A 16787-nucleotide genomic window follows, 5' to 3' on the forward strand; every position below is an offset into this window, starting at 1 on the left:
GGCGGCAAGTTGGGAAACCAGACAAGCCGCGCAATCAAGGCCGGATATAAGGACGCAGCCGACTTCTTCACAGCACGACACGACTTCTTCTTGCAACCCGGGAGGCATCCATATAAGCCGTCATGGACTTCTCGCACATCTTCAACATCGCGCAGCTCGCCAATGCGCTCGCGCTGGCCTCGCTGCTGACGATCCTGGCCAGCGGCCTGGCGCTGATCTTCGGCCTGCGGGACGTGATGAACTTCGGCCACGGCGCGCTGTTCATGCTCGGCGCGTACCTGGGCTATACCTTCTCGGGACTCTTCAGCTTCTGGGCGGCGCTCGTGATCGTGCCGCTGCTGCTGGCGCTGCTGGGGGTCGCTTTCGAGTACGCGGTGATCCGGCCCCTGCAGCATCGTTCGCACATGGACGTGGCGCTCGTCACCTTCGGCCTGGCGCTGGTGCTCAGCCAGATCGTGATCAAGATCTGGGGCACTTCACCGCTGCAACTGGATGCGCCATCGGTGCTGGCCGGATCGATCGACCTGTTCGGGCAACGCTATCCCGCCTACCGGATCTTCCTCATCGGCGTCGGATTCGGCACCTGCGTGGCGCTGGCGGTGTGGCTCAAGTACACGCGATCGGGCATGCACGTGCGGGCCGTGAGCCAGCAGCCGATGGTGGCCCGGATGATGGGCGTCAACACCGATCGCCTGAGCCTTCTCGTCGTGTGCCTGGGCACGGGCTTCGCCGGATTGGCGGGCGTGCTGGCCGGGCCGTACCTGTCGGTCGATCCCGCGATGGGCGGCGGCATCCTCATCAGCTGCCTGATCGTCGTCGTGATCGGCGGCCTGGGCAGCATCGGCGGCGCCATTGCAGCGGCCGTGATCTACGGCCTGATCCAGGTGATCGGCACGCTGGTGTCGCCGACGCTGGCCGTCATGGCACCGTACCTGCTGCTGTTCTTCGTCCTGTTGTGGCGGCCCCAGGGGCTCGGCCGGGGAAGGGTTGCCTGATGGCCATCGCGCAAGATTTCAGCGGGGTCGCGACAGCGGCTTCGCCCGGCGCCCGCGCCAAGGTGCCCGGCCTCGCCAAGCCGGCGTTGGTCGTGATCGCGATCGTTGTGCTCGGCCTGTTCATGCCGCAAGTGGTCAAGAGTTCGTTCTACCTGGGACTTCTGATCAACGCGATCGTGCTCGGCATCGCGGCCGTGGCGATCGGCTTCCTGGCGCATCAGAGCGGACTCATGATGTTCGGCGCCGCCGCCTTCACCGGTGGTGCGACCTACCTGTTCGCCATCGCGGTCACCCAGTTCGGCTGGAGCGTGATGACGGCCGTCTTCTTCACGCTGCTCGCCTCGACGGCACTGTCGGCCTTGATCGGCGCGCTCGTCATGCGCGCCCGGCCGCTGCCCTTCGCGATGCTGACCCTGGCGTTGGCGCAGATGCTGCGCTCGATGGTGATGATCACCGACTTCCGCCCGGTGACCGGCGGCGACGACGGGCTGGCGTTGAACTTCTCGGGCAGCTTCTTCGGCCTGACGCAGGCGCAACTCGCGCGGCCCGAGCTTTTCTGGCCGGTGGCCTGGCTCGCGCTGTGTGGCGTGATGCTGCTGGCCTGGGCGGTGGGGCGTTCGCGGACCGGCCGCGTGTTGCGCGCCATTCGAGCCAACGAGGAGCGCATGCGCTTCTCGGGCTTCAACACCTACGGGCCGCGCGTGCTCGCCTTCACGGTGTCGGGCTTCATTGCGGCGGTGTCGGGCCTGCTCACGGGCCTGAACACCGCCTTCGCATCGCCCGAACTGCTGGACTTCGTCACGGGTGGCCATGCGCTTGTCTCGACGCTGATCGGCGGCGTCGGCACCGTGGCCGGGCCGGTGCTCGGGGCGCTGCTCTACGTCATCGGACAGGATCAGTTCGGTGCCACCGGGCATCTGGAACTGCTCACCGGCCTCGCGGTGGTGCTGGTCATCGTGGCGTTCCCGCAAGGCATCATGGGCTTCATTCGCAATCACCTCGCCAGGGTCTTCAGCAAGAGCGCCGCGGCGAATCCGGGAGGCCGCGATGCTGCGCGTTGAAGACCTGAGCGTGGCCTACGGCAGCGTCAAGGCGCTGGAAGGCATCAACCTCGAAGTCGCACAGCGCGGCGTGCTGCATGGCGTGATCGGGCCGAACGGCGCCGGCAAGTCGACCTTGATGGACGCCATCACCGGGCGGCGCAAGCCCACGCGAGGGCGCGTCTTCGTCAACGGGCAGGACATCACGCACCATTCGGTGGTGCAGCGGCGCCGGCTGGGCATGTCGCGCTCGTTCCAGCGCACCAGCATCTTTCCGGGGATTCGCGTCGGCGAACAACTGGAGCTCGTGGCGTCACAGCTCGGCGAGAAGGACCTCGCGGGCATCGTCGACACGCTGGAACTCGGCGGCGTGTACGACGAGATGGCCGACAGCATCGCCTACGGGGACCAGCGGCGCGTGGACATCGCACTGGCCCTGGTCGGCCAGCCGACGCTGATGCTGCTCGACGAGCCTGCGGCCGGCCTGTCCACCAGCGAGACCGTCACGCTGTTCGAGCACCTGGCCACGGTGGTGCGCAAGCGCAATGTCTCGGCACTGGTGGTCGAACACGACGTCGATGCCGTTTTCCGCTTCTGCGATTCGATCACCGCGCTCGACCTTGGCCGGCTGCTGGCGCACGGCTCGCCGGCGCAGGTGCGCGGCGACCCGAAAGTCATTGCCGCCTATCTGGGGACCGCCGCATGAGCTTCATCGATGTCAAGGGCTTGCGTGCCGGCTACGGCAAGTCGGTGGTGCTGCGCGAGGTCGACCTGCAGGTCGAGGAGGGCGAGGCCGTGGCGGTGGTCGGCAAAAACGGTGCCGGCAAGTCCACGCTGCTGCTGTCCTTCTTCGGCGGTACGACCGTGAGCGGCGGGACCATCGAGGTCGGCGGTGTCGCGTTGCAGAAGCTGCCCGCCTACCGGGCCGCCATGCAAGGCGTCACGCTGTCGCCGCAGGGCCGGATGATCCTGCCGCACCTGACCGTCGGCGACAACCTCCAACTCGGCGCGGCGTGCAGGCGCAAGGGCCACTGGACCATGGATTCGGTCTACAAGCTCTTCCCGGTCCTTCGGGAGCGGCGCGACAAGATGGGCACGGAGCTCAGCGGCGGCCAGCAGCAGATGCTGGCGGTGGGGCGGGCATTGCTCGGCAATCCGCGCGTGCTGCTGCTCGACGAGCCGTCCGAAGGCCTCTCGCCCGTCCTGGTCGACGAGCTGGCCGACATCTTCAACAAGATCCGCGCCGCCGGCACCGGCGTGCTGATGGTCGAGCAGCACCTGAACCTCGTGCGCCGCGTCAGCCAGCGCTTCGTGGTCATGGCCAAGGGCGAGATCATCGACCGCGGACGCACTGCCGACATCGATACCGAGCAGCACCGCGCTGCGCTGGCTTTCTGACTTCAACACAGCAGGAGATCTCCATGATCCGCAATTTGCTCGCCGTCCTGGTCACTGCGGCAGTTTTCCAGGGCGCCGCCCTGGCGCAGGAAACCATCAAGCTCGGCGTCGTGAACATCGACACCGGACCGTTCGCGGTCAGCGGGGCGTTCGTGAACGACGGTGCGGCATTCGCCGTAGAGCGGCTCAACGCCCAGGGCGGCGCGCTCGGGCGCAAGTACGAACTCATCACGCAGAACCACGCCGGCACGCCCGCCACCGCGATCGCGGCGGCCAACCGCCTGGTGGAGCAGCAGGGCGTTTCGTTCTTCACGGGCCTGAACCCGTCGGGCACGTCGCTCGCCATCGCATCCAAGATGTCGGGCCTCAACGCGCTGTTCATCGACGCGACCGCGGCCTCGGACGACCTCACGGGCAAGAACTGCGGCCAGAACTACTTCCGCATCGGCATCACCGACGGCATGCAGGTCAACAGCCTGCGCGAGCAGAGCAAGGCGAGCGGCGTCAAGACCTGGGACCTGCTGATGGCCGACATCGCGGTCGGGCACGACACCGCCAAGCGCTTCACTGCCGCGATGCAGGAAAGCGGCGGCAAGGTGAACAAGACCCTGTTCGCGCCGATCACGGCGTCCGACCTCGGCAGCTACATCGCGCAGCTGCTCGACAAGCCGGCCGAGGGCCTGCTGATGTACTACCCGTCATCGGGCGGCATCGCGCTCATCAAGCAGCAGCAGCCGTTCAAGCTGTTCGAGAAGTACAAGACCGTGGTGTCCGCCTCGATGGTCAACGAGATCCTGATCGGCGCGCACGGCGACGCGAGCGTCGGCCTGTGGTCCGCGCAGAGTTACTTCTGGACCATGCCGGGCGAGCGCAATGCGGCCTTCGTGAAGGCCTTCGAGGAGCGCTACAAGCGCAAGCCGACCTACATCGACGTCGATGCCTACCTGTCTTTCGACCTCGTGCACCAGGCCATCCTGAAGGCGAAGTCGACCGAGGTGCCGGCGGTGCGTGCGGCGCTCGAAGGCCTGAAGGCGAACACCGTGGTCGGCGAAGTCGAGATGCGTGCGGCCGACCACCAGCTGTTGCGTCCGCTCGTCGTGGTGCAGGCGGTCAAGGCCGGCGACGGCAAGGGCGAGATCGCAATGCGCTCGATCGAGCCGACCGCGCAGATCGCACCCGCGGTCAGCCCCGAATGCAAGATCAAGATGTAGGCCGCGCCGAGCGGCGAGGACGCACGATGCGCCTGGCTGACTTGCTGGCGCAGGACTTCGGCACGCTGCCGGTATTGATCCGGGCGCACGCCGGGCAGCGTCCGCGCGACCCTGCGCTTGTGCTCGACGACCGCGTGGTGGACTACGGCACGCTCGACGCGATGATGGACCGGGTGGCCACGGCCCTCCAGCGCGATGGCGTGCAGCCGCGCGAGGTCGTCGCGGTCTGTGCTTCCACATCCATCGAATACGCCACCGTCTTTCTCGGCAGCCTGCGGGCGGGGCTGGCCGTCGCGCCGCTGGCGCCCGACACCACGCCGGCCGGCCTGGCCGCGATGGTGGCCGACGCAGGCGCGCGCTTCTTCTTTCATGACGCGGCGGTAGCGGAATCGCTCGAGGGCGTGCGGGGCCGCATCGCCGCACGCCGGATCAGCCTCGACGATTCGCCGGCCGGCGAGCCCCTGTCGGCATGGCTCGCACCCGTCGGCTCGTTGCCGCAGGCGGTGGAGGTGCAGCCGGACTGGACCTTCAACATCATCTATTCGTCGGGCACCACGGGCACGCCCAAGGGCATCGCGGTGCCTTACTCGTACCGATGGGCGCATGTCAGGCTGTTCACGAGCCTGGGCTACGGCGCGGATTCGTCGGTGCTCGTCTCGATCCCGCTCTATTCGAACATGACGCTGTCGAGCTTCCTGCCGGCGTTGTCGCTCGGTGCGAAGGTCGTGCTCATGAAGAAATTCGATGCCGGCGCGTACCTGAGGCTGGCCGAGCAGCACCGTGTCACGCACAGCATGATGGTGCCCGTCCAGTTCCAGCGGATCATGGCGCATCCGCAGTTCGACCAGTTCGACCTGTCGTCATTCCGCATGAAGTCCTGCGGGAGCGCGCCGTTTCCGCCGGGGCTGAAGGCCGACGTGCTGGCGCGATGGCCGGGCGGCCTGACCGAGTACTACGGCATGACGGAGGGCGGCGGCGTGTGTTCGCTCCCCGCGCACGAGCGGCCCGACAAGCTGCACACCGTCGGCAGGCCCGCGCCGGGCCACGACATGCGCGTGATCGACGAGGACGGCCGCGAGCTCCCGCCGGGATCCATCGGCGAGATCGTCGGCCGCTCGGGCACGATGATGGTCGGCTATCACAACCTTCCGGCGAAGACGGCCGAGGTCGAATGGTTCGATGCCGAAGGACGACGCTTCATCCGCAGCGGTGACGTCGGCCGCTTCGACGAGGATGGCTTTCTCGTCCTGCTCGACCGCCGGAAGGACATGATCATCTCGGGCGGCTTCAACGTCTATCCGAGCGATGTCGAAGCGGTGATGCGCACGCATCCGGATATTGCGGACGTCGCCGTGTTCGGCGTGCCTTCCGAGCGCTGGGGCGAGACACCGGTGGCGTGCGTTGTATTGCGCGAGGGCCTGACGACGTCAGCGGAGCAACTTCAGGCCTGGACCAACGAGCTTCTGGGCAAGCCGCAGCGGCTGTCCGCGGTGCGTGTCGTCGACAGCCTGCCACGCAGCGACATCGGCAAGGTGCTCAAGCGCCAATTGCGCGAGCGATATGGCGCGCCCGCCTCGAACTAGCAACCGACATAGGACGTAAACAGCAATGGGACCACTCCAAGGAATCAAGGTCGTCGAAATGGCAGGCCTGGCCCCCGGGCCCTTCGCGGCCATGATGCTGGCCGACATGGGCGCCGAGGTGTTGCGCATCGAACGGCCCGGCCAGGCGCATCCGCCGGGGCACCCGCATATCGAACTGCTCAATCGCAGCCGGTCCGCCATCGCGCTCGACCTCAAGACACCGGCCGGCCTCGATGCGCTGCGTCGCCTGCTCGCCGATGCCGATGCGTTCATCGAGGGATTCCGGCCGGGAACGATGGAGCGTCTCGGGCTGGGCCCGGAAGCCGCGCTCGCACTGAATCCGAAGCTCGTCTACGGCCGCATGACCGGCTGGGGCCAGGACGGCCCGCTCGCCAAGGCGGCAGGCCATGACATCAACTACGTCGCACTCACCGGCGCCCTGAACTCGATCGGCCCCAAGGACGGACCGCCGGTCGTCCCGCTGAACCTGGTCGGCGACTTCGGGGGCGGCGGCATGTACCTGGCGTTCGGCATCGTCTGTGCGTTGCTGGAGGCTCGGCAGTCCGGGAAAGGCCAGGTCGTCGACGCCGCGATGGTCGATGGTGCGGCGTCACTGATGACCTACATGTATGCGATGCTGGCCGATGGCACATGGAGCGACCGGCGCGGCGAGAACTCGCTCGACGGCGAGACCGCACCCTGGTACGGCATCTACGAGACGGCCGACGGCCGCTACATCAGCATTGCTTCGGCGGAACCGCAGTTCTACGCGGAACTGCTGCGCCTCACGGGGCTGGCCGGACAAGCGCTGCCGGATCAACTCGACCGGAGCAGTTGGCCTGCCTTCCGCGAGCGGTTGGCGGCGGTGTTTCGTGAAAAGACCCGCGCGGAATGGTGCGCGATCATGGAAGGCAGCGACGTGTGCTTCGCACCGGTGCTGACCCTTGCCGAGGCGGTCGCGCATCCACACAATCGCGCGCGCGGAACTTTCGTCGAAGTCGAAGGCGTGATGCAGCCCGCGCCGGCGCCGCGGTTCAGCCGCACCGTGCCCGATGTGCCGACGCTTCCGTGCGCCGCCAGCGAGAACCCTGCGGCGGTCCTGTCATCCTGGGGCTTCGGGGCCGGCGAGGTGGCGGCGCTGGAGGCCCAGGGCGCTTTCGGGGCGCGTTAGGGCTTGCGCCTGATCAGGGCGTGGATTCGTTGAGCGTGCGCACGCGCACGTCCTCGAGCGAGGTGCCCACCGCGCGTGTCACCGAACAGTGGTCGATCGAAAAGAGGTCCGTGCCTGGCGTGCGCAGCGCATGGGAGACCAGCGTCTTGATCGGCATGCCGTGGGAGAACACCGCGATCGTGGTGCCGCGCGAATCCGCAAGCAACTGCGCGAAGGCATCGAACACGGTCTGCCTGAACGCGTCGGGGTCGACGCCCAGGAAGCGCGGCGGCGAGGCGAGAAACTCGGCCCAGCGATGCGGTTCCTCCCGACGGATGGTCTCCGGCGATCGGTAACGCGTCGTGTGCAGGTCGCATTCGGCCAGCCCCGGGATCACCTCGATCTCGATCCCCAGGTGCCGCGCCAGCGGCGCCGCCGTGTCGAGCGCGCGCTGCTGCGGGCTGCTCACGATGCGGTCGATCGGTTCGAGGCAGAGCCGCCTGACGGCCACCGCGCGCGCCTGTGCGTGTCCGACCGCGTGCAGCGGCGGGTCGCCGGGGTTCGAGGCATGGCCTTCGTCGGGACGCCCGTGGCGCACGAGGAGCAGTTGCTTGGTCGACATATTGCGCATAATAACCGTATGCACGTGTACGACATACCTGGAATCCCGTCATGAGCCCGCGCGATGAACTCCCGCCGCCCACGCTCCAATGGACAGCGCCCGACGGCGTGCGGCTGGCCGGCGATGCCTGGGGTGATCCCGCGGGCCCGCTCGTGGTCCTGCTGCACGGCGGTGGCCAGACGCGTCATGCGTGGAAGAACGCCGGCAAGTCGCTCGGCCGGCGCGGCTATCACGCGGTAGCCTTCGACGCCCGGGGTCATGGCGATTCGGAATGGTCGCCGCAGGGCGACTATTCGCAGGATGCGATGGTGTCCGACCTGCGCCTCGTGGTCGATGCGCTCGGCGGTGGCCGTGCCGCGCTGGTCGGCGCGTCGATGGGCGGCGGCACCAGCCTCGTGGCGGCTGGCGAGGGACGGATCGATGCGAGTGCGCTGATCCTCGTGGACATGGCACCGCGGCTCGAAGTCGAGGGCGTCGACAGGATCCGCGCCTTCATGACGCAGAAACCCGAAGGCTTTGCATCGCTGCAGGAAGTTGCCGATGCCATTGCCCTCTATCAGCCGCAGCGTTCGCGCCCTGCGAGCCTCCACGGCCTCCGAAAGAACGTGAGGCTGACGCCCGAAGGCCGCTACCGCTGGCACTGGGATCCGAAATTCATGTCCGGCAAGGCCGACCTGCAGCGGATGGAACAGCGGATGTCCGCCGCGGCGCGCAGCCTGTCGCTGCCGGCACTGCTGATCCGTGGCGGCCTTTCCGACGTGCTGAGCGAGCAGGGTGCCGAGGACTTCCTGAGCCTGTATCCGCGCTGCGAGTACGTCAACATCGACGGCGCGGCCCACATGATCGCGGGCGACCGCAACGATGCCTTTGCGCGCAGCCTGATCTCGTTCCTCGAGCGCAACGTCCCGGCTACGCCTCTGCGCCCATCGTGATCACGATCTTTCCGAACTGCTCGCCGTTCGCGAGGCGATCGAATGCGGCGGGCAGCTCGTCGAGCGTGTAGCGCCGGTCGATCACGGGCCTGATGCTGCCGGCCCCGAAGAGTGCGAGCAGCTGGCGGCATTCCTCGATGCTGCCGCCGGTCGAGCCGTACACCTCGAGCTGCCGGATGAAGAGCCGCTGCAGGTCGGCCGACGGGTTGGAGCCGGTGGTCGCCCCACAGGTGACCAGTCGGCCGCCGCGCCGTAGCGATCTCAGCGAATCGTCCCAGCTCGCCTCGCCGACGCTGTCGATCACCATGTCGACGCCTTCGCCGTGGGTGAGCGCCAGGATGCGCTTCGCGACCTTCTCGCGCCGGTAGTTGACTCCGGCCGCCGCGCCGAGGGCCAGGGCGCGCTCGATCTTCTCGTCGCTCGATGAAGTCACCAGCACCCGCGCTCCCGCTTGCACGGCCAGCTGCAGGCAGGCCACGGCGACGCCACCGCCCACGCCGACGACCAGCACGGTCTCTCCGGGCCGGAGCGCGCGCTTGCCGAACAGCATGCGCCACGCCGTCAGGTAAGCGGCGAGGAGGGCACCGGCCTCGACGAGGTCGACGTGCTCGGGCAGCGGCAGCACGCAGCGCGCCGGCATCGCGACGTACTCGGCGAAGCCGCCGTCGCGGTGCTCGCCCATGATGTTCGCGCGCAGGCACAACGGCTGGTCACCGGCCAGGCAGTAGCGACAGGTTCCGCAGAAGGCGTTGGAAAAGACGACGGCTTTCTGTCCCGCCGCGAGCCCGCTGTCGGCATCGGCCTCGACCACCACGCCGGCCGCCTCGACCCCCAGCGTCTGCGGCAAGTCATGCGTGATGCCGCTGCCGTTGTCGCGCATGTAGAGGTCGACGCGGTTCAGGCCCGCGGCGTGGACACGCAGCAGCACTTCGCCGTCGCGGCGTATCGGCATGGGCGCTTCACGCACGAAGAGGCCGTCACGGCCCCGCTGTTGCAGTACGGCGGCTTTCATCGATGCATCCTTCCAGAATTAACGTTAGTATGTGGATAGTGCGATAGCGTACGACATATGGAAAACACTGACCGGAGAGATCGACGGTCTTTCGATCCACAAGGAGACTTGCGATGCCAGGACCCTCGGAGACGCACACCGTTGTGCCACACCGCCTCGCGGGCGTGGTCTGTCTCGTCACCGGGGCGGCGCGCGGCATCGGGCTTGCCATCGCCGAGCGCTTCGGTGCCGAGGGCGGCCGCGTGGCCTGCCTGGATGTCGGCGCCGTGCGCCTCGACGGCGCGGTCTCGGGGCTCGTGGCACGCGGCATCGACGCGCGCGGCTATGTGGCCGACGTGGGCCGTCGCGATGCGGTCGCTGCCGCCTTCGAGGCAGTCGAGCGGGACTTCGGCGCCCCGGTCGGCGTGCTCGTCAACAACGCCGTGTGGGCGCGCTTCCAGCCGCTCGAGGAGGTCGACGAGGACAGTGCCGCGAACACCTTCGACGTCGGGCTCAAGGCGCTGATCTGGACGCTTCAGGCGGCCGTGCCCCAGATGAAGCGCCGCGGATCGGGCGCGGTCGTCAATCTCAGTTCCTCGTCGGCGGTGCAATCGCTGCCTCATTCCATCGCCTACGCCGCGATGAAGGCCGGCGTGCTCGGCCTGACCCGTGCGGCCGCCGTGGAGTTGAGTCCGCACGGCATCCGTGTGAACGCGATTCTTCCGGGAATGATCGCCACGCCGGCGTCGATCGGCAAGTTCGACGATGCGACGGTGAATGCCCGGCTGGCCGCGATGCCGCTCGGCCGTTTCGGGGAGCCCGAGGAGATCGCGTCCGTCGCCGCTTTTTTGGCGAGCGACGATGCGCGCTACGTCCAGGGCGCGCAACTGGCGGTCGATGGCGGCTGGACGATCGCGACGCGCTGAAACCATCGAAGCCGATTCCCAAGGAGACACAGCATGGACAGACTGGCCGACAAGCGCTGCGTGATCACCGGCGCGGGCAGCGGCATCGGGCGCGCCAGCGCGATCCGCTTTGCACAGGAGGGCGGCTCGGTGCTCGCCATCGGACGCAGTGCCGACAACACCGAGGAAACCGCTGCACTGGTCCGCGCGGCCGGCGGCCGTGCCATCGCGATGGTGGCCGACGCGACCGAGGAGGGCGACGTCGAGGCCGTCGTTGCGCGTTGCATCGCCGAATTCGGCGGGCTCGACGTGTTCTTCGCGAATGCGGGCACGCCCGGCACCAACACGCCGCTGCTGGCGCAGAGCGTGGACGAATGGAACGACGTGTGGCGGGTCAACACCATCAGCGCCTTCCTCGCGGTGAAGCATGCCGGCCGGTTCATGACGGAGCAGGGCAGCGGGTCGATCATCCTCACCTCGTCGGCGGCCTCGCTGCGCGCCAACGCGGGCTCGATCCAGTACAGCGCGAGCAAGGCGGCCGTGAACAGCCTGGCGCAATGCGCGGCCAATGCGTTCAGCGGCACGGGCGTGCGCGTCAACGCGATCCTTCCCGGGCTGGTGGAGACGAAGATGACACGCAAGGTGTTCGAGCAGGCGCGCGAGCGCGGCGTCGAGGCGCGCATCGGCCACATGACGCCGATGAAGCGCGCCGGCCATCCGGAGGAGATCGCGGCAATGGCAGCCTTCCTCGCAAGCGACGACAGCTCTTTCGTGACCGGCCAGTGCTACGCGGTCGATGGCGGCGTGAGCAGCACCCATCCGCACGGGCGCATCGCGTTGTGACGCGAAGTCTGTGATCGCGATTCACAGATGATGTGCCGCATGCCGCCTTGTTGCGCGGATGACTTGACGCGATGCTGGCTCTATCGAGAAGAAGCGATGCCGCACGGAACGGAACGCATCCCATGAGCAGGAGACAGACCGCATGAACCGTTCGCCAGAAGCGTTCGACTACATCGTGATCGGTGCCGGATCGGCAGGTTGCGTCATCGCGAACCGGCTGTCGGCGGACCCGGCCGTCCGCGTCGCCTTGATCGAGGCGGGCCCTTCGGACCGGCGCTTTCCGGTCAACCTCAAGACCGCGCTGCCGGTGGGCAACATCTTCCTGCTGCCGCATGCGCGCTACAACTGGCAGCACAGCTTCGCCGGTGGCGAGGCCGTCAACCACCGCACCATCGGCTGCCCGCGCGGCAAGCTGTTCGGCGGCTGCAGTTCGGTGAACGGCTCGGTGTACATCCGCGGTCACCGCGAGGACTACGACGAGTGGAAAGCGCTTGGCAATCCGGGCTGGGGCTACGACGACGTGCTGCCGGTGTTCCGCCAGCACGAGAAGCGCCATGCGGGCGGCTCGGCGTACCACGGCACGGGCGGCGAACTGGATGTCAGCCTCCCCAAGTCGCCGAACGTGCTCTCCCGCGCTTTCGTCGATGCCGCGGTCGAAGCCGGCCATCGCCGCAGCGACGACTTCAACGGCGCCGTGCAGGACGGCTATGGCATCTACGAACTCAACCAGCGCGAAGGCGTGCGGTTGAGCAATTCACGCGCCTTCCTGCATCCGGTGCTGGGTCGGCCCAACCTCACGGTGTTTGCCGACACGCTGGTGGAAAAGATCGAACTGGAGGGCGACCGTGCGGTCGGCGTGCGCATCGTGCAGGACGGTCAGCAACGGCTGCTGAGTGCGACGAACGAGATCGTGTTGTGCGGTGGCGCGGTGAACTCGCCGCAGTTGCTGATGCTCTCGGGCATCGGTCCCGAAGCGCACCTGCGGGACATGAACATTCCCCTGAAGCTCGCCCTGCCCGGCGTGGGCCACAACCTGCAGGATCATCCGACCGTCTATGTCTCGCACCGCAATCCGAGCGGCGAGTCGTATGCGCTATCGCCCAGTTCATGGTCGCGCGTGGCGCTCAGCCCGCTGCGCTACCTCTTCAACCGCACGGGCATGCTGTCTTCCAATGCGGCCGAGGCCGGCGGCTTCGTGCGCACGCTGCCCGGGCTCGATCGTCCCGACGTGCAGATGACCTTCCTGGTCGGCCTGAAGGGCAACGCGCGCGTCATTCCCCGGGAGCACGGTTTCATGGTGCTCGTGCAGTTGCTGCGGCCTGTCTCGCGCGGGCACCTGGAACTGGCCTCGGCCGATCCGGCGGCCAAGCCGGTGATGCATCCGAATTTCCTGGAAGACCCGGCCGACATGGCGACGCTGGTGCGCGGGGTGCGCGAGGCGCGACGCATCTTCGGCGCTTCGGCCCTGGCGCAGTTCTCGGGTGGCGAGATCGAGCCGGGGGCCGCCGTGCAGGACGATGCCGATCTCGAAGCCGCGTTGCGCGCTCAAGTCAATACGGCCTATCACCCTGTGGGCACTTGCAAGATGGGTCCGGCCAGTGATCCGATGGCCGTCGTGGATGCCGAGTTGCGCGTCCATGGCATCCGGGGCCTGCGCGTCGCGGACGCTTCGATCATGCCTAACATCGTGGGCGGCAACACCAGTGCGCCGGCGACCATGATCGGCGAGCGTGCGGCCGCCTTCCTGCGCGGCGAGAAACGGCGGGCGCCGCGCGCGACACCTTTCACTGCCGATCGCCTCGAAGTCCGACACGGCACGCCTGCCGAGGTGGACTGACCCCCGGCGAACCCTTCAACGTTTACGACGAGGCACACGACCATGCAGCAGCCAAGCACCCTCCCGATGCCGGCCTTTCTCGACGGCAACATCAAGCGAATGTTCATCGACGGCAAGCATGCAGCGTCGGTCTCGGGGCGCACCTTCAAGACGCTCAATCCCAGCACCGGCGAGGTACTGGCCGAAGTGGCCGAAGGTGACGAGCAGGATGTCGCGCTGGCCGTCGCCGCCGCGCGCCGGGCCTTCGCCGGCCCGTGGAGCAAGTTCAAGCCCTTCGACCGGCAGCAGGTGATGCTCCGGCTCGCGGACCTCGTGGAGCAGCACTACGACGAGCTGGCGATGCTCGACACGCTCGACATGGGGGGGCCGATCTCGCGCACCACGCTGGGCCGGCGCCGCGCGGTGGGCCTGCTGCGCTTCTATGCGGGACTGGCGACCTCGACGCACGGCGAGACGATCGAGAACTCCGCCCCGGGCGAAGTCTTCAGCTACACGCTCAAGGAACCGGTCGGCGTGGTCGGCGCGATCAATCCGTGGAACGGGCCGATCGGCCTGGCCATCTGGAAGCTCTGTCCGGTGCTCGCCTCGGGCTGCACCATCGTGCTCAAGCCCGCCGAGCAGGCGCCGCTGTCGCCACTGCGCCTGGCCGAACTGTGCGCCGAAGCGGGCATTCCACCGGGCGTGGTCAATGTCGTCACCGGACTGGGTGCGGCCGGCGCGGCACTCGCCGCGCACCCCGGCGTCGACAAGATCGCGTTCACCGGCTCGACCGAGGTGGGCCAGAAGATCATTCGCGCCTCGGCCGGCAACATCAAGCGCGTCTCGCTCGAACTGGGCGGCAAGTCGCCCAACATCGTGTTCGCCGATGCGGACCTCGATGCGGCCGTGCCCGGCGCGGCGATGGCCGTGTTCGGCAATTCGGGCCAGATCTGCAGCGCCGGCACACGGCTGTTCGTCGAGCGCAAGGTCCATGACGAATTCGTGCACAAGCTGGCCGAATTCGCGCGGACCCTGCGCGTGGGCAATCCGCTCGACGCCGACACGCAACTCGGCCCGCTGGTCTCGAAGGAGCAACTCGACCGGGTCTGCGGCTATCTCGCCGCCGGCAAGGAAGAGGGCGCCACGGCGCTGGCGGGTGGCAAGCGGCTTCAAGGCGACGGGCTCTCCAACGGCTACTTCGTGGAGCCGACCGTCTTCACCGGCGTCAGGGACGAGATGAAGATCGCCCGCGAGGAAATCTTCGGCCCCGTGATCTCGGCGCTGCCCTTCGACGACATCGACGACATGCTCCGGCGCGCCAACGACACCGACTACGGCCTGGCGAGCGGCGTGTGGACGCGCGACGTGAGCAAGGTGCACCGCGTCGCCAAGGGCCTGCGGGCCGGCTCGGTCTGGGTCAACTGCTACCAGGTGATGGACCCGGCCGTGCCCTTCGGCGGCTACAAGATGAGCGGCTATGGCCGCGAATCCGGTACGCAGCACATGGAGGAATATCTGCAGACGAAAGCGGTGTGGATCAAGACGGATTGACGATGGATACTCCCGGCTCATGAACGATCGCATCCGGGAGCTGGACGTTTTCCTTCGGGTCACTGAGGAGACCAGCTTTTCCGCGGCGGCGCGCAGCCTCGACTGCAATCCGTCGACCGTCAGCAAGCTGATCCAGCGCATGGAAGACCGGCTCGGCGTTCGCCTGTTCCACCGCACCTCGCGCGTGCTCAAGCTCACGCGCGAGGGTGAGCGGTTCCTCGAAGGCGCGCACCGCGTGATCGACGCGCTGGAGGAGGCCGAGAGCGGCCTCGGGCAGTCGCGCCTGGAGGCGGCGGGCGTGCTGCGCATCAACAGTCCGCTGCTGCTGGCCCAGTACCAGATTTCACCGCTGATCCCGGAGTTTCTCGAGCGGCATCCGAAGATGCGAGTCGAGTTCGTGCTGACGGCGGCGCCGATCGACCTGTTCGAGAACCAGATCGATGTGTCCTTCCAGAGCGGCAGCATCCCCGATTCATCGCTCGTGGCGCGACGCATCGCCACCACGCGGTGGAGCATGTGCGCAGCCCCCAAGTACCTGGCCCAGGCCGGCATCCCGCTGACCCTCGAAGACCTCGCGCCCCACAACTGCCTGAACTTCCTGGCCGGGTCTTTCCGCAGCGGATGGCCGCTGCGCAGCGGGGACGAGCACATCACGCTCGATGTCAAGGGCAACATCGGCAGCAATTCCGCGGAGCTGTTACGCACCTTCGCGGTCAACGGGCTCGGCATCGTGCGCCTGTCCGACATCCATATCGGACCGGACATCGAATCCGGTCGCCTGGTGCGCGTGCTCGAAGGGCTCCAGGTCGATGCCGAAGAGCCGCTCTACGTCGTCTATGCGAGCAAGCGCAATCAGAGCCTGCGGGTGCGGGCCTTCCTCGATTTCGTCGACGAGAAATTTCGGGCCTAGTGGGTCGGGGCCTGGGGCCTGGCGATGCGGCGGGTCAGCGGCCCTTGAATTCGGGGGGGCGCTTCTCGAAGAACGCGGTGACGCCCTCGGCGGCGTCTTCGGTGTCGAAGCAGATGTTGAAGGCGGCCGCCTCGCGGGCGAGTGCATCGCGCAGGTCGCCGTGTTCGCCGCGATGGAGCGACTGCTTCGCCAGGCGAATCGCGACCGGCGGGCCCGCGGCGATCCGCCCGGCCAGTTCGAGGACGGTCGGCATCAGCCGATCGGGCGGCACGACGCGCGAGACGATCCCGAGACGCAGCGCCTCGTCGGCTTCGATCGTGTCACCCGTGAAGGCGAGCTCGCAGGCCTTGGCCATGCCGACGACGCGGGGCAGCAGGTAGGTGGCGCCCGTGTCCGGCGGAAGCCCGCGCTTCACGAAGGCCTGCGCAAATCGTGCGCTGGTCGAGGCGATGCGGATGTCGGCGGCCAGCGCCATGTTCATGCCGGCGCCCGCCGCCGCGCCGTTGATGGCGGCGATGACCGGCTTGCCCGCTTCATGGATCGCGAGCAGCATCGCGTCGCGAGCGGGGCGGATCTTTTCCTGCAGGCTGCGACCCGCACCGCTGGCGCGGGACTCGGCCATTTCCTTGACGTCGCCGCCTGCGCAGAAGGCCGCGCCGGCACCGGTCAGCACGATGACCCTCACTTCGTCATCGAGTTCGGCATGGGCCATGGCCGCCGCGATGTCCTGCTTCAGCGTGCCGCCGATCGCATTCATGCGCTCGGGCCGGTTTAACGTAAGGATGGCGATGCCGCCGCGGCGTTCGCAGAGAAGACTGGTGTATTCGGGGAAGCTCATTG

At 67.7% G+C, this 16787-nt stretch carries 16 protein-coding genes; 13 read left to right on the forward strand and 3 right to left on the reverse strand.

What is annotated here, in order from left to right; all coding sequences use genetic code 11:
* The first annotated feature begins 122 nt into the window (after positions 1 to 122).
* From ACSFBL_RS19135 to ACSFBL_RS19165, 7 genes are read left to right on the forward strand one after another with little or no spacing between them, the layout of a single operon-like run.
* Complete coding sequence (locus ACSFBL_RS19135; protein WP_435517387.1) at positions 123 to 995, forward strand: branched-chain amino acid ABC transporter permease; 873 nt, start codon at positions 123 to 125, stop codon at positions 993 to 995.
* Positions 995 to 2056 (forward strand): branched-chain amino acid ABC transporter permease, encoded by a 1062-nt coding sequence (locus ACSFBL_RS19140; protein ID WP_435517388.1) that lies wholly within the window; start codon positions 995 to 997, stop codon positions 2054 to 2056. Before ACSFBL_RS19135 ends, ACSFBL_RS19140 begins: the two co-directional genes overlap by 1 nt.
* Positions 2043 to 2741: an ABC transporter ATP-binding protein gene (locus ACSFBL_RS19145; RefSeq protein ID WP_435517389.1), complete on the forward strand. Its 699-nt coding sequence runs from the start codon at positions 2043 to 2045 to the stop codon at positions 2739 to 2741. Before ACSFBL_RS19140 ends, ACSFBL_RS19145 begins: the two co-directional genes overlap by 14 nt.
* Positions 2738 to 3433: an ABC transporter ATP-binding protein gene (locus tag ACSFBL_RS19150; RefSeq protein ID WP_435517390.1), complete on the forward strand. Its 696-nt coding sequence runs from the start codon at positions 2738 to 2740 to the stop codon at positions 3431 to 3433. The genes ACSFBL_RS19145 and ACSFBL_RS19150 overlap by 4 nt, the downstream gene beginning before the upstream one ends.
* Positions 3434 to 3456: 23 nt before the next feature.
* Positions 3457 to 4644, forward strand: a complete 1188-nt coding sequence (locus ACSFBL_RS19155) for an ABC transporter substrate-binding protein (protein ID WP_435517391.1) — start codon at positions 3457 to 3459, stop codon at positions 4642 to 4644.
* A gap of 26 nt (positions 4645 to 4670) precedes the next feature.
* On the forward strand, positions 4671 to 6227 hold the full coding sequence (locus tag ACSFBL_RS19160) for a class I adenylate-forming enzyme family protein (protein WP_435517392.1): 1557 nt from the start codon (positions 4671 to 4673) through the stop codon (positions 6225 to 6227).
* Positions 6228 to 6252: 25 nt separating this feature from the next.
* Complete coding sequence (locus ACSFBL_RS19165) at positions 6253 to 7398, forward strand: CaiB/BaiF CoA transferase family protein (protein ID WP_435517393.1); 1146 nt, start codon at positions 6253 to 6255, stop codon at positions 7396 to 7398.
* A gap of 13 nt (positions 7399 to 7411) precedes the next feature.
* On the opposite strand, the gene ACSFBL_RS19170 is transcribed toward ACSFBL_RS19165, so the two are convergent.
* Entirely contained in the window at positions 7412 to 7999 is a 588-nt protein-coding gene (locus ACSFBL_RS19170; protein WP_435517394.1) for a histidine phosphatase family protein, read from the reverse strand.
* Positions 8000 to 8049: 50 nt separating this feature from the next.
* On the opposite strand from ACSFBL_RS19170, the gene ACSFBL_RS19175 reads away from it, so the two are divergent.
* Positions 8050 to 8931: an alpha/beta fold hydrolase gene (locus ACSFBL_RS19175; protein WP_435517395.1), complete on the forward strand. Its 882-nt coding sequence runs from the start codon at positions 8050 to 8052 to the stop codon at positions 8929 to 8931.
* On the opposite strand, the gene ACSFBL_RS19180 is transcribed toward ACSFBL_RS19175, so the two are convergent.
* The gene (locus ACSFBL_RS19180) at positions 8909 to 9943 is read right to left on the reverse strand and encodes a zinc-binding dehydrogenase (protein WP_435517396.1); all 1035 of its coding nucleotides are present in this window, start codon (positions 9941 to 9943) and stop codon (positions 8909 to 8911) included. The two genes, ACSFBL_RS19175 and ACSFBL_RS19180, sit on opposite strands and share 23 nt — an antisense overlap.
* Positions 9944 to 10056: 113 nt before the next feature.
* On the opposite strand from ACSFBL_RS19180, the gene ACSFBL_RS19185 reads away from it, so the two are divergent.
* The 5 genes from ACSFBL_RS19185 to ACSFBL_RS19205 all read left to right on the forward strand — a co-directional run bounded on the left by ACSFBL_RS19185 (position 10057) and on the right by ACSFBL_RS19205 (position 15947).
* Entirely contained in the window at positions 10057 to 10848 is a 792-nt protein-coding gene (locus ACSFBL_RS19185; protein WP_435517397.1) for an SDR family NAD(P)-dependent oxidoreductase, read from the forward strand.
* A gap of 33 nt (positions 10849 to 10881) precedes the next feature.
* Positions 10882 to 11670: an SDR family NAD(P)-dependent oxidoreductase gene (locus tag ACSFBL_RS19190; RefSeq protein ID WP_435517398.1), complete on the forward strand. Its 789-nt coding sequence runs from the start codon at positions 10882 to 10884 to the stop codon at positions 11668 to 11670.
* Between the two features lie 142 nt (positions 11671 to 11812).
* On the forward strand, positions 11813 to 13507 hold the full coding sequence (locus ACSFBL_RS19195) for a GMC family oxidoreductase (protein WP_435517399.1): 1695 nt from the start codon (positions 11813 to 11815) through the stop codon (positions 13505 to 13507).
* 42 nt (positions 13508 to 13549) lie between these two features.
* Positions 13550 to 15037: an aldehyde dehydrogenase family protein gene (locus ACSFBL_RS19200; RefSeq protein ID WP_435517400.1), complete on the forward strand. Its 1488-nt coding sequence runs from the start codon at positions 13550 to 13552 to the stop codon at positions 15035 to 15037.
* Between the two features lie 19 nt (positions 15038 to 15056).
* Positions 15057 to 15947 carry a LysR family transcriptional regulator gene (locus ACSFBL_RS19205; protein ID WP_435517401.1) on the forward strand — a complete coding sequence of 297 codons (891 nt, stop codon included), beginning with the start codon at positions 15057 to 15059 and terminating at the stop codon, positions 15945 to 15947.
* A gap of 34 nt (positions 15948 to 15981) precedes the next feature.
* Here the strand turns inward: ACSFBL_RS19205 and ACSFBL_RS19210 are convergent, their stop codons facing one another.
* Positions 15982 to 16785, reverse strand: coding sequence for an enoyl-CoA hydratase/isomerase family protein (locus ACSFBL_RS19210; protein ID WP_435517402.1), 804 nt, complete (start codon positions 16783 to 16785; stop codon positions 15982 to 15984).
* Positions 16786 to 16787: the final 2 nt, after the last annotated feature.

This window comes from Variovorax glacialis, from assembly GCF_051216375.1.
Lineage (GTDB): Bacteria > Pseudomonadota > Gammaproteobacteria > Burkholderiales > Burkholderiaceae_C > Variovorax.

What these genes read in the sequence shown, in the direction of transcription:
- ACSFBL_RS19135 (WP_435517387.1), top strand. Translation starts at nt 123, where the DNA reads ATGGACTTCTCGCACATCTTCAACATCGCGCAGCTCGCCAATGCGCTC.
- ACSFBL_RS19140 (WP_435517388.1), top strand. Translation starts at nt 995, where the DNA reads ATGGCCATCGCGCAAGATTTCAGCGGGGTCGCGACAGCGGCTTCGCCC.
- ACSFBL_RS19145 (WP_435517389.1), top strand. Translation starts at nt 2,043, where the DNA reads ATGCTGCGCGTTGAAGACCTGAGCGTGGCCTACGGCAGCGTCAAGGCG.
- ACSFBL_RS19150 (WP_435517390.1), top strand. Translation starts at nt 2,738, where the DNA reads ATGAGCTTCATCGATGTCAAGGGCTTGCGTGCCGGCTACGGCAAGTCG.
- ACSFBL_RS19155 (WP_435517391.1), top strand. Translation starts at nt 3,457, where the DNA reads ATGATCCGCAATTTGCTCGCCGTCCTGGTCACTGCGGCAGTTTTCCAG.
- ACSFBL_RS19160 (WP_435517392.1), top strand. Translation starts at nt 4,671, where the DNA reads ATGCGCCTGGCTGACTTGCTGGCGCAGGACTTCGGCACGCTGCCGGTA.
- ACSFBL_RS19165 (WP_435517393.1), top strand. Translation starts at nt 6,253, where the DNA reads ATGGGACCACTCCAAGGAATCAAGGTCGTCGAAATGGCAGGCCTGGCC.
- ACSFBL_RS19170 (WP_435517394.1), bottom strand. Translation starts at nt 7,999, where the DNA reads ATGTCGACCAAGCAACTGCTCCTCGTGCGCCACGGGCGTCCCGACGAA.
- ACSFBL_RS19175 (WP_435517395.1), top strand. Translation starts at nt 8,050, where the DNA reads ATGAGCCCGCGCGATGAACTCCCGCCGCCCACGCTCCAATGGACAGCG.
- ACSFBL_RS19180 (WP_435517396.1), bottom strand. Translation starts at nt 9,943, where the DNA reads ATGAAAGCCGCCGTACTGCAACAGCGGGGCCGTGACGGCCTCTTCGTG.
- ACSFBL_RS19185 (WP_435517397.1), top strand. Translation starts at nt 10,057, where the DNA reads ATGCCAGGACCCTCGGAGACGCACACCGTTGTGCCACACCGCCTCGCG.
- ACSFBL_RS19190 (WP_435517398.1), top strand. Translation starts at nt 10,882, where the DNA reads ATGGACAGACTGGCCGACAAGCGCTGCGTGATCACCGGCGCGGGCAGC.
- ACSFBL_RS19195 (WP_435517399.1), top strand. Translation starts at nt 11,813, where the DNA reads ATGAACCGTTCGCCAGAAGCGTTCGACTACATCGTGATCGGTGCCGGA.
- ACSFBL_RS19200 (WP_435517400.1), top strand. Translation starts at nt 13,550, where the DNA reads ATGCAGCAGCCAAGCACCCTCCCGATGCCGGCCTTTCTCGACGGCAAC.
- ACSFBL_RS19205 (WP_435517401.1), top strand. Translation starts at nt 15,057, where the DNA reads ATGAACGATCGCATCCGGGAGCTGGACGTTTTCCTTCGGGTCACTGAG.
- ACSFBL_RS19210 (WP_435517402.1), bottom strand. Translation starts at nt 16,785, where the DNA reads ATGAGCTTCCCCGAATACACCAGTCTTCTCTGCGAACGCCGCGGCGGC.